The sequence below is a fragment of the Roseobacter sp. AzwK-3b genome, assembly GCF_000170875.1.
In the GTDB taxonomy this organism is placed as follows: Bacteria; Pseudomonadota; Alphaproteobacteria; order Rhodobacterales; family Rhodobacteraceae; genus Roseovarius; species Roseovarius litoreus.
On the sequence record NZ_ABCR01000005.1, the window covers coordinates 360,794 to 373,106 of the forward strand.

Below are 12,313 nucleotides of genomic sequence, written 5' to 3' on the forward strand. Positions count from 1 at the left end.
GGCGAGAAAGCACAGGATCACGGCCTTCGCCCCGGTGCATCCCCGGTCAGGTGGATATTTTGCGACTGTCAAAATGCCAATAAAACAAGGGCGGAGTCCGGGTGAGTGCCGCATTCAAAAGAAAAAACGGCGCAATTGGTTGCTATCCGTCAAAGGGCCTTGTTACCCTCGGGGCCATGAGAGTGAACAGGGCATCATGCCTTCTCTGGGTGTAACTCGAGGGAACAGGGGACGCTTGTTTGCGGTGTCCCTGAATGTCAGGGAGCAACGGGCCGTGCCCGGATTGATCCAAGGATTGCCGCGGTTGCGCGGCATTCCGGTCCGGTGTGACTGACCCGATTTGCCACAAATGAAAAAGGGGGCCTGTTTTAATGGCCGAGGAAGTCACAGAGTCACAAGGGATTCCGGCGCCCGAAGGGCATTCGGACCTGATTGAGACCGATTACGAGATCGGTCAGGATAACATTGTCGCCAGAGTTGGACCGTTTGGTCTGGATATTCACAATCCGGTTTTCGTGATCTCGGGGCTGGTTGTGATCGCGTTCGTCGCCTATGCGCTGATCGCACCGCAGCATGCGTCGGATTTCTTCGGCTGGCTGCGCCCGGCGCTGACCAGCACGTTCGACTGGTTCTTCCTGTCGGCGGCGAATATCTTCGTCATCTTCTGTCTTTTGCTGATCATCAGCCCTTGGGGCTCGGTCCGTCTGGGCGGCACGGAGGCGACACCGGATTACGGCTACCCGGGTTGGTTTGCGATGCTGTTCGCGGCCGGTATGGGCATCGGCCTGATGTTCTTCGGGGTGCTGGAGCCGGCCTATTACTTCGGCACACCCTGGGGCGACGAGCCTATGGGGGCTGTCCGTCCGTTCACGGAAAACGGCGAACTTATCGCGGCAAATGTCGAAGAGGCACGGCGCATGGCGCTGGCGGCGACATCCTATCACTGGGCGCTGCATCCGTGGGCGATTTATGCGGTCGTCGCACTGGCGCTGGCGCTGTTCAGCTATAACAAGGGTCTGCCCCTGTCGATCCGCTCGGCCTTCTATCCGATTTTGGGTGAGCGTGTCTGGGGCTGGTGGGGCCATATCATCGACACTCTGGCGGTCTTCGCCACGCTGTTCGGTCTGGCCACATCGCTTGGTATCGGCGCGCAGCAGGCCAATGCCGGTTTGAACTATGTCTACGGTGTGCCGAATACCACGACCGTTCAGGTGATCCTGATCTGTGCCATCACCGCGGTGGCGCTGATATCGGTGCTGCGGGGGCTTGATGGCGGCGTCAAGGTGCTGTCCGAGATCAATATGGTCATTGCCCTGCTGCTTTTGCTGTTCGTGCTGTTCACTGCGGGTGCGGTGGCGATCCTGACCGAGTTCGTGTCGGGGCTTGGCGCTTATGTGCAGGAGGTGATCCCGCTGTCCAATCCGTTTGGGCGTGAAGATACCGGTTATATGCAAGGCTGGACAGCGTTCTACTGGGCATGGTGGATCAGCTGGTCGCCTTTTGTGGGCATGTTCATCGCCCGCGTCAGCCGGGGTCGCACGGTGCGAGAGTTTCTGATCTGTGTGTTGATCATACCGAGCCTCGTCTGCATCCTCTGGATGGCGGTATTCGGCGGTGCCGCGATCAACGACATCATCGCCAATCCCGACAGTTCGGCGGTGAAGGCCAATGTGATCGACAGCTACGCGCCTGAATTGTCGCTCTTTGCGATGCTGGAAAACCTGCCTCTGAGTGCGATTACCTCGACCATCGGGATCGTGCTGGTCATCGTGTTCTTCGTCACCAGCTCGGACTCGGGGAGCCTCGTGATCGATACGATCACCGCGGGCGGCAAGGTGGATGCCCCGGTGCCGCAGCGGGTGTTCTGGTGCACCTTCGAAGGGCTGGTGGCGATCGCGCTGCTGCTTGGCGGTGGCCTGACGGCGTTGCAGGCGATGGTCATTTCCACGGGGCTTCCGTTTACCCTGATCCTGCTGGTGATCTGCTACGGGATCGTGCGGGGGCTGATGTCGGAAAAACGCTGACCGGGTGACACACGGTCATGAAAAGGCCCCGGCGCTGTCCGGGGCCTTTTTGCATGCGGGCGGCGCGATATCGGGCCTGCCGCAACGGCGCGCTTGACGGGCGCGGAGCGTCAGGCTTTTTTACGCGGCATGACCCTTGATACAGATTTCGTGCGGGCGCAGTTTCCCGCCTTTTCCGAACCTTCGCTGAGCGGGCAGGCGTTTTTCGAAAACGCAGGCGGCTCTTATGCCTGTGGGCCGGTGATCGCCCGGCTGGAGCGGTTTTACCGAAGCCGCAAGGTGCAGCCCTATGCGCCCTACGAGGCCAGCCGTCTGGCGGGGGGCGAAATGGACGAGGCGCGTCAGAGGCTGGCCGCGATGCTGAACGTGGAGAGCGACGAGGTCAGTTTTGGCCCGTCGACGACGCAGAACACCTATGTTCTCGCGCAGGCCTTCCGGCAATGGATGCGCTCGGGCGAGGCGATCGTCGTCACCGATCAGGACCACGAGGCCAATTCAGGCCCGTGGCGCAGGCTGGCGCAGGACGGCATCGAGATCCGCGAATGGCGGCTCGATCCGGAAACCGGGATGTTGCGGCTGGAAGACTTGGAAAACCTGCTGGATGAAAACGTGCGTCTGGTCTGTTTTCCGCATTGCTCAAATGTGGTGGGGGCGGTCAATCCGGTGGTCGAGATTACTGCGGCATCACATGCGGCAGGCGCGTTTGTCTGCGTTGACGGAGTGTCTTATGCGCCGCATGGATTTCCGGATGTGGGCGGGATGGGGCCGGATATATATCTGTTTTCCGCCTACAAGACCTATGGCCCGCATCAGGGGATCATGGTGATCCGGCGCGCGCTTGGTCAGCTCTTGCCCAATCAGGCGCATGTCTTCAATGCTGACGTCCTCTACAAGCGGTTCACACCGGCCGGTCCGGATCATGCGCAGGTGGCCGCAAGTGCCGGGATGGTGGATTATTTCGACGCGCTGGCGGCGCATCACGGCATCGAAGGCACCGCGGCCGCGCGAGCGGCGGGTGTGCACGATCTGATGCGTGCGCATGAAGCCCGGTTGCTGCAGCCGCTGCTCGATGCCGTGCAGGCGCGCAATTCGGTGCGGCTCATCGGGCCGAGCGATGCGGCGAACCGAGCGCCAACGGTCGCGCTGGCGTTGAACAGGCCGGGGGTCGAGGCGGCGGCGCAGCTGGCCGAGCGCGGGATTATGGCGGGGGGGGGGGCGATTTCTATGCCGTTCGACCGCTGACGGCGCTTGGTGTGGATCCCGACAAGGGCGTGTTGCGGCTGAGTTTCGTGCATTACACCACCCGTGATGAGATCGACCGGCTTTTGAACGCTTTGGACGATATTCTTTGATCCGGGCCGTGGTCGCCGCCGTAAACCGCTAAAAGAATTGGAAGGCAGACTATGGGCGAGGGCACCGCGACACTTCTGTGGTTGCGCAGGGATTTGCGGCTGAGTGACCATACGGCTCTTGGCGCGGCGATTGCGCGAGGCGGACCGGTGATCCCGGTTTTCATTCTCGATGATCTGGCCGAGATGCTTGGGGCTGCGCCCAAATGGCGCTTGGGCCTTTCGCTTGAGGATATGTCTCGGCGGCTCGAGGCGATGGGCAGTCGTTTGATCCTGCGTCGAGGCGATGCCACCCAGACCTTGCGCGCGCTGGCCACCGAGACGGGGGCGGGGGCGGTCTATTGGTCGCGCGCTTATGACCCCGAAAGCGTTGCGCGCGACAAGGCCGTCAAGGCCGCCCTCAAGCAGGACGGGCTGGATGCCCGCAGCTATGAAGGCCATCTGATGTTCGAGCCGTGGACGGTCGAAACCGGGGCGGGGGGCTTTTACAGGGTCTATACGCCGTTCTGGCGCACGGTGAAGGAGCGCGACGTGCCAGAACCGGAACCGGCCCCGTCGCACATCCCTGCGCCAAAGGACTGGCCACTGAGCGATGCTCTGGAGGATTGGCGCTTGGCGGCGGCGATGGACCGCGGGGCTGCCATCTGCCGCCCTTATCAGCGGGTGGGCGAGGAGGCGGCGCAAGGTCGGCTTGGCTGGTTCACGGGCCACGCGATCGGCGCCTATGACACCGCCCGCGATCTGCCCGCCGAGGATGGCACTTCGGGTCTGTCGGAGAACCTGGCGCTTGGGGAAATTTCACCGCGGCGCTGTTGGCATGCGGGCATGCGGGCGATGCACGAGGGAAAGCCGGGTGCCGAGACATGGCTCAAGGAGTTGGTCTGGCGCGAGTTTGCCTATCACCTCGCATGGCACACCCCCCGGATCGTCAACCGCAACTGGCGCGAGGACTGGGATGCCTTCCCATGGAACGAGGATGAGGACCATCCGCAGGTCATCGCCTGGAAACAGGGACGCACCGGCATTCCCTTTGTCGATGCGGCCATGCGCGAGATGTATGTGACGGGCCGGATGCACAATCGTGCGCGGATGATCGTGGCGAGCTACCTGACCAAGCATCTGCTCAGCCATTGGCGGATAGGTCAAAAGTGGTTCGAGGCGTGCCTGACCGATTGGGACCCCGCCAGCAATGCGATGGGTTGGCAATGGTCGGCTGGATCGGGGCCGGATGCCACGCCCTATTTCCGGGTGTTCAACCCCGAAACCCAAGTGCAGAAATTCGACCCCAAGAGCAGGTATCTGGATCGTTGGATCGCGGAAGGCCGCCGCAACCCGACCGACACGGCGCTTTCGTATTTTGAAGCGATACCGCGCAAATGGGGCTTGAGCGCCGATGATATCTATCCCGAACCGATCGTAAGCGTTAAGGACGGTCGGGCAAAAGCGCTGGCCGCCTATGAGAGACGAGGGTTTTGATATGACCACAAAACCCCTTGCCGCCGCGCCGCCGACCACCATAGCCTTGGAAGAAAACGACAGGGACGACAGACGCATGATCCTCACCGAGACGACCGGACAGACCGGCCTGCCGAGATATTTCGCGCAATGCTTCGCGGCAGCCAAAAGCCTGAAGCATGGCCGCTTGGACATCCGGCTGCCCGATGACCGGGTGTTTCGCGCCCAAGGCTCGGCTCCGGGACCGGTGGCCGAAATTGCCGTGCATAACCCGGATGTCTTCGCGCGGATGGTGCGCGAAGGGTATCTGGGATTTTGCGATTCCTATCTCGAGGGCTGGTGGTCGACACCGGACCTGCAGGCGTTCATGGATATGGTGAACGCCGATAACGACGATATGTACAACAGCTATCCCGGCCAGAGCATCGTGCAGTTCTACGAAAAGATCCGCTTCTGGTTTCAGCGCAATACCAAGGCGCAGGCCCGCAAGAACATCAGCTATCACTATGATCTGGGCAATGACTTCTATGCGCTTTGGCTGGACGAGACGATGACCTATTCCAGCGCGCTGTTCGAGACGGGGCAGGAAAGTCTGGAAAAGGCGCAGATCGCGAAATATGCCAGCATGGTCGATCAGATGGGTGTGAAGCCCGGCGATCACGTGCTGGAGATCGGCTGTGGCTGGGGCGGTTTCGCCGAATATGCCGCCGCCGAACGCGGGCTCAAGGTCACAGGGCTGACGATCAGTCGCGAACAATATGACTATGCGGTCGCGCGCATCGAAAAGGCCGGGCTGTCGGATCGGGTCGAGTTCAAGCTGCAGGATTACCGGGATGAGCGCGGCACCTATGACGGGATCGCGAGTATCGAGATGTTCGAGGCCGTGGGCCAGAAATACTGGCCGACCTATTTCAATACGGTGCGCGACAGGCTGCGTCCGGGCGGGCAGGCCACCTTGCAGATCATCACCGTGGCTGACGCGCGTTGGGACGTCTATCGTAACGATGTGGATTTTATCCAGAAGTACATCTTTCCGGGCGGTATGCTGCCCAGCCCCTCGGTGCTGCGCGAGGAGGTCGAGCGCGCGGGGCTGACGGTCACGGGATCGATCGAATTCGGTCAGAGTTACAGCCAGACGCTTCGGCGCTGGTATGACACGTTCAACGAAAAATGGGCTGATGTTGCCTGTCTGGGCTTTGACGACAGGTTCCGCCGCATGTGGAATTTCTATCTCACCTCTTGTGCGGGGGCCTTCCAAGGGGGTAATTGCGATGTGACGCAGATCACAATCGCCAGGCCAAGCTGAATGCCCGCCACGTATAACATGCCGACTGCCGCCTGCGCCGTCTCTTCCTTGCTGATGGCCGGGCTTGCGTGGATCGCCTCCGAGATGATCCGGCCGCTGATGCCCGAAGCGACGTCCTTCGGCATCTTCAATTACGTGAATGTCGCGCTTGCGCTGTTGTGTGGATGGCGCGTGACGGGGAAACGTCTTGGATTTGGATGGATGACCGGGATCAGTGCCGGGTTGTCCGGTGTCGCGGCGCTGGTGTTCTGGGCGGTCTTTCTGCAGAGCCTCTACAAGATGCTTGATATGGCGATGGATCGGCGCTTCGACGGGTTGATGGAAGGGCTGACAAACATCTTCGAGATCGGCGTAGATTATTTGCTTATCCTGGCTGATGGGGCGCTCATCGCTGTTTTGGTGGCAGGCGGTCTGTTGGTCGGGTTGATCGGGGAATGGGTCTCGCGCCGATGGTCGTGAGATGACCAAGGCAGTCTTTCTTTACGGTCCTCTGGCTTGGCGGCCTTTGCTCACCTGCATGACCGGACAGGAGGTTGGCGCGCTTTTGCCGGACATATTACCCGATCATGGCTTGGGGGAGGCCGAGGTGCCGGTCTTTCCTGTGGCGTTTCGTAAAGCTGATGCCGCGCTGGACGGGGTGGCGATCACGGATATTTCCGCCGATGCGTTCGAGCGGCTGGTGTTTTTTGCACAGGGTCTCGGGCTTGAGTGCAAAGATGTGATCCTCGGATCGGGTCGGGAGGCCGTGAGCGTCGTTGCGGCGGAAGGATCGGACCTTGCGCCAATGGATCTGTCCGACTGGCAGAGGGATTTTGGCGATCTTGCAATCGAGGCCTGTCATGAAGCGATGGGCTATTACGGGAGCGTCACGGCGGATGGGCTTGCGTGGCGCATGCCGATGATCCTGTCGCGGGCCGCCGCGCGTCAGGCGGCACAGATCGGCAAACCGGCGGATATGCGCAGCACGACCGCGGCCGCGCAAGTCGAATGCATCCGCCGTCATACGCCGCATCAGGGCTATTTCCTGACGCGCGCATATCAGTTGCGCTATCCCGGCTTTGACGGAGGGATAAGCCCGGTGGTGGATCGCGAAGTGTTTGTCGCGACAGATGCGGCGATCGTCTTGCCTTATGATCCGGTGCATGACCGCGTGCTGCTGGTCGAACAGTTCCGGATGGGGCCATACGGGCGGGGCGATCCGCGTCCCTGGATGCTGGAGCCGGTGGCCGGCCGTGTGGACGCCGGCGAGACGCCCGAACAGACAGCCCGCCGCGAATGCGTCGAAGAGGCGGGGCTGGAGCTGCGCGAATTGGAGCTGATTTCAAGGCATTATTGCACGCCCGGCACCTCGACGGAGTATTTCCACCTCTATCTTGGGCTGTGCGATCTGCCCCAAGCCGGGCATGGGCTTGGCGGGCTGGCAAGTGAAAACGAGGATATCCGCACGCATGTGATATCCTATGAACGTGCCATGTCGCTGCTCGACACGGGCGAGGCCGATAACGGCCCGCTTGTTCTGGCGCTGATGTGGTTGTCGCGCGAGCGTGAACGCTTGCGTTCCGCGGCTTGAGTTCCAGTGCCTCGGGGTCTAAGTCTGACCGAAACCTGACAAAAGGAGCCCGTCGATGCGAGTTGCAAAGGATCTGGCCGATGCGGTCGGCAACACCCCTCTGATCCGGCTGAAACGGGCCAGCGAGGCGACGGGGTGCGAGATTCTGGGCAAGGCGGAATTCATGAATCCCGGTCAATCGGTCAAGGACCGCGCGGCTTTGTTTATCATCCGCGATGCGATCCGGCGCGGAGAGCTGAAGCCGGGCGGCACGATCGTCGAGGGCACAGCCGGCAATACCGGGATCGGGCTGGCGCTGGTGGGCGCGTCACTTGGGTTCAAGACGGTGATCGTGATTCCGGAAACCCAAAGTCAGGAAAAGAAGGACATGCTGCGTCTGGCCGGAGCCGATCTGATTCAGGTGCCTGCCGCACCATATTCAAATCCCAATAATTTTGTCCGATATTCCGAGCGATTGGCGCAAGAACTTGCAAAAACCGAACCCAATGGGGTGATTTGGGCCAATCAATTCGACAATGTCGCAAATCGTCAGGCCCATATCGAAGGAACCGGCCCGGAAATCTGGGAACAGACCGGCGGCAAGGTCGACGGCTTCTGCTGTGCGGTGGGATCTGGCGGAACTTTGGCGGGTGTCGGCATGGCGCTACAACCCAAGGGGGTCAAGATCGGGCTGGCGGATCCGATGGGCGCGAAGCTTTATTCCTATTACACGACCGGCGCCCTGGAGGGCGAGGGCAGTTCGATCGCCGAAGGGATTGGACAGGTGCGGATCACCCGCAACCTTGAAGGGTTCACTCCGGATTTCGCCTGTCAGGTGCCCGATGAGGAAGGCCTTCCCATCGTGTTCGATCTTCTGGAACACGAGGGTCTGTGCATGGGCGCATCGAGCGGCATCAACATTGCAGGCGCCATGCGCATGGCGCGCGAGATGGGGCCGGGCCACACCATCGTGACCATTCTGTGCGATTATGGCACGCGCTATCAATCCAAACTCTTCAACCCGGATTTCCTGAGGGAAAAAGGCCTGCCGACGCCGGACTGGATGATCGAGGCACCGCGCAGCATTCCGGGGGTCTTTGTCGAGTGATGCGTCTGCTGCGGACCCTTCTTCTGTTCCTGACGCTCATCATGGCGTCGGGACTTGCGGGTGGGCCTTTGCAATGGGCTGCCAATGCGCAGCAACAACAAGCTGAACCGATCGACTATGACGCGTGGGAGCGCACGGCCCTGCGAGCCGAAGAGGCGGTGGAAGCGGAACGTGCCTCGACCCCGGCGCTTGAATCGCTGCGCTCGGACTTGGTGACATGGCGGCAAAGGTTCCAGCGCGAGGAAGATGCCAACGCCAACACGATCGCGACCGTGCAGCGACAACTGGAGGCGCTTGGACCTGCGCCGGAAGACGGCGGCGAGTCGGCTGAAATCGCACAGGAGCGCGAGCAGCTGACCGCGCGGCTGACAGAACTGCAGGCCCCCGGAAAGCGGGCAGAGCTTGCCTATAGCCGCGCGGACGGGTTGATCCGGGGCATTGATCAGATCGTGCGGGATCGTCAGGCGGAGGCACTTCTGGAATTCGGCCCGTCCCCGGCCAATCCGACACTTTGGACGGATGCCGCCAAGGCTCTGATCGCCGGTGGGACGGAACTGGTGGATGAATTCCGGTCGGGCTTGCGGAATCAGTTTCAGCGCGAGCAGGCAACGGGCCGGCTTCCGGCTTTGGTGACCTTTGGGCTTCTGGGTTTGCTGTTTCTTGCGCGGGGCAGGGCATGGAGCCGCAAACTGTCGAACCGCATCCTGAGAGACGGTCAAACCACCGGTCGCTGGATTGTCGGCTTTCTGGTGTCGCTTGGCAGTCTGATGGTCCCGCTGCTTGGGTTCATCATCATCATGCTGGTCATTCAGGCCTCCGGTCTGACAGGAAGCCGGACCAGCCAGCTGTTGAACCAACTTGTGCTGGCCGCGGTGATCTTCATGGCGGCGCGTTGGCTTGCGACGCGTGTCTTTCCGGTGGACGAGATACGGGGTCTGCCGCTCAACCTGTCCTCTGAAGGTCGGCGGGCCGGTCGCTGGTATGGCGCCTCGCTGGGGCTGGCGACCGCGGTGCTGCATGTGCTCGACCGGATGACGGATGTGTTCGGATGGTCGGCGGCCTCGGCCAATGTCATCCTGTTCCCGATCCTTGTCACGGTGGCGTTTCTGCTATGGCGTCTGGCCCGTCTGCTGAAGGCCCATGCCGATGCCGGCACCGATGACAGCGGGGACGAGACTTATCGCACGAAAACCACACGCATATTGGTCAGGGTTCTCGTCGTTCTGGCCGCGGTCGCGCCGGTTCTGGCGCTGATCGGTTATTTCGCCTTGGCCAAATTCCTGCTCTACCCGTCGGTCTTATCGCTGATGCTGTTGGCCGGTCTACTGATCCTGCAGCGCGTCGTGGTCGAGCTTTATGCGCTGGTCACGGGCAATCTGGAAGGTGCGGCCGAGTCGCTGGTCCCCGTTCTGATCGGTGCGGCTCTGGTCGTTTTGTCCTTGCCTGTCTTTGCGCTGATCTGGGGCGCGCGCGTGACCGATCTGACCGAGCTGTGGACGCAGTTCGTGGACGGTGTCTATATCGGTGGGACGCGGCTATCTCCGGTGATCTTCCTGACGCTGGCCGCTGTCTTTGCAGCAGGCCTTGTCGCCACGAGGCTGTTGCAGGCAGCGTTGAAAAATACGGTCCTGCCCAAGACCCGGATCGATATGGGCGGGCGCAATGCCATCGTCTCGGGTGTGGGTTATATCGGCATTTTCCTTGCGGCGCTCATCGCGATCACCAGTGCTGGCATCGATCTGAGTTCACTGGCCATCGTCGCGGGCGCCTTGTCGGTTGGTATCGGTTTCGGTCTTCAGAATATCGTGTCCAACTTTGTGGCCGGGATCATTTTGCTGATCGAACGTCCGATTTCCGAGGGCGACTGGATCGAAGTGGGCGGCCAGCACGGCTATGTGCGGCATATCTCGGTGCGCTCGACGCGGATCGAAACCTTCGACCGGACTGACGTGATCGTACCGAATGCCGATTTCGTGTCGGGCACCGTGACCAACTACACCCGGGGCAATACGGTTGGTCGTGTGATCGTGCCGGTCGGCGTGGCCTATGGCACCGATACCCGCAAGGTCGAGAAAATCCTCCATGAGATCGCCGAGGCGCATCCGATGGTGTTGGTCAATCCGGCGCCTGCGGTGGTTTTTCAGGGGTTTGGCGCAAGCTCCATGGATTTCGAGATCCGTGCCATTCTGCGTGACGTGAACTGGGTGCTCGACGTGAAGTCGGACATGAACCACGAGATCGCCCGACGCTTTGCCGAGGAAGGGATCGAAATTCCCTATGCGCAGCGCGATATCTGGCTGCGCAACCCCGAAGCTCTGCGAGGCGGGGGCGTGGTATCGGCGCATGCGCAGCACAAGGACACCAAGGGGTCTCATGAAGCAAGACGCGACCATGATGTGTCCGACGATGCCGGCGACGGGGACGCGGACGGGGGTGGGGATGGAGGACCGACATGACGACGCCGCTCTTTCTGACGGATCCTTATCTCGCGGATGTCGGCGGTCAGGTCGTTGGACATACCCCGGAGGGTGGGGTCATCCTCGATCGAACGATCTTCTATCCGACAGGCGGCGGACAGCCCGGCGACAGCGGCACGCTGGAATGGGACGGCGGCCGGCTCGAGGTGGCGACCACGCTCAAGTCCGAGGGGGATGCGATCGTGCTGGTTCCAGCAGAGCCCGAACCCTTGCCGCCTGTGGGCGCGCATGTGCAGCAGTCGCTCAATTGGCGGCGGCGCTTTGGACATATGCGTGTTCACACGGCGTTGCACCTGCTGTCCGTGGTGATCCCTCTGCCGGTTACGGGCGGCTCGATCACCGAGACGAAGGGGCGTCTGGATTTCGACATGCCAGAGGCGCTCGAGGATATCGCCGCCATCGAGGCTGCACTGAACGACCTTGTTGCGGCTGATCTGCCGGTGACCGAGGCTTGGATCACCCAAGAGGACCTTGCGGCGACACCGGGCCTTGTCAAAACCTTGTCGGTCGCGCCGCCTAAAGGGGCAGGGCGCATCCGGCTGGTGCGGATAGGTCAGGGCAGCGATCCGGTCGATCTGCAGCCCTGCGGCGGAACACATGTCGCGAGCACCGCGCAGATCGGTTCCTTGCGTCTTGGAAAGATGGAAAAGAAGGGCCGCCAGAACCGCCGTGTCTATCTGCATCTGGCTGATTGAGGCGGCGTGTCAGAAAGCGCTTGAATTGCCGGATATCCCGGCGTTAAAGAAGGCGCCACGGAGAGGTGGCCGAGTGGTCGAAGGCGCACGCCTGGAACGCGTGTAGGCGGGTAACCGTCTCCAGGGTTCGAATCCCTGTCTCTCCGCCACAGAATTCATTTGAGAGTTTGTTTTTTATGATATTTTGTAGCCGATCTAAGGGCTCAGATACGATTGTGGATACAGTTTTAATTTTGTGGTGTGATTGCTCCCGTTTTCGATGGAAATTGGCCCAGTACTCAAGTCTGTCTGGATTCGCGTCAGCAAAAAACCGCATGTGTCAAGAGACACCCAGTTTTACGAGGTGTCGC

Annotated in this window: 8 protein-coding genes, 1 tRNA gene and 1 pseudogene; all 10 read left to right on the forward strand. The window is 61.1% G+C overall.

The window, feature by feature from the left end; translation table 11 throughout:
* Window positions 1-371: 371 nt before the first annotated feature.
* The 10 genes and pseudogenes from RAZWK3B_RS11625 (at window position 372) to RAZWK3B_RS11670 (ending at window position 12,112) form a co-directional block, all read left to right on the forward strand.
* Complete coding sequence (locus RAZWK3B_RS11625) at window positions 372-2,024, forward strand: BCCT family transporter (protein WP_007815321.1); 1,653 nt, start codon at window positions 372-374, stop codon at window positions 2,022-2,024.
* A 129-nt stretch (window positions 2,025-2,153) separates the two neighbouring features.
* Window positions 2,154-3,376, forward strand: a pseudogene (locus RAZWK3B_RS11630) (aminotransferase class V-fold PLP-dependent enzyme).
* Between the two features lie 51 nt (window positions 3,377-3,427).
* Window positions 3,428-4,849, forward strand: a complete 1,422-nt coding sequence (locus tag RAZWK3B_RS11635; protein ID WP_007815327.1) for a cryptochrome/photolyase family protein — start codon at window positions 3,428-3,430, stop codon at window positions 4,847-4,849.
* Between the two features lie 76 nt (window positions 4,850-4,925).
* Window positions 4,926-6,134, forward strand: a complete 1,209-nt coding sequence (locus RAZWK3B_RS11640) for an SAM-dependent methyltransferase (protein WP_037295685.1) — start codon at window positions 4,926-4,928, stop codon at window positions 6,132-6,134.
* Window positions 6,135-6,593, forward strand: coding sequence for a TrgA family protein (locus RAZWK3B_RS11645; RefSeq protein WP_007815331.1), 459 nt, complete (start codon window positions 6,135-6,137; stop codon window positions 6,591-6,593).
* Between the two features lies 1 nt (window position 6,594).
* Entirely contained in the window at window positions 6,595-7,704 is a 1,110-nt protein-coding gene (locus tag RAZWK3B_RS21940) for an NUDIX domain-containing protein (RefSeq protein ID WP_007815333.1), read from the forward strand.
* Between the two features lie 55 nt (window positions 7,705-7,759).
* Window positions 7,760-8,791: a cysteine synthase A gene (locus tag RAZWK3B_RS11655; protein WP_007815335.1), complete on the forward strand. Its 1,032-nt coding sequence runs from the start codon at window positions 7,760-7,762 to the stop codon at window positions 8,789-8,791.
* Complete coding sequence (locus RAZWK3B_RS11660; protein WP_007815338.1) at window positions 8,791-11,247, forward strand: DUF3772 domain-containing protein; 2,457 nt, start codon at window positions 8,791-8,793, stop codon at window positions 11,245-11,247. Before RAZWK3B_RS11655 ends, RAZWK3B_RS11660 begins: the two co-directional genes overlap by 1 nt.
* Window positions 11,244-11,963, forward strand: coding sequence for an alanyl-tRNA editing protein (locus RAZWK3B_RS11665; protein WP_007815339.1), 720 nt, complete (start codon window positions 11,244-11,246; stop codon window positions 11,961-11,963). Before RAZWK3B_RS11660 ends, RAZWK3B_RS11665 begins: the two co-directional genes overlap by 4 nt.
* Window positions 11,964-12,022: 59 nt before the next feature.
* Window positions 12,023-12,112, forward strand: a tRNA-Ser gene (locus tag RAZWK3B_RS11670).
* Window positions 12,113-12,313 lie beyond the last annotated feature (201 nt).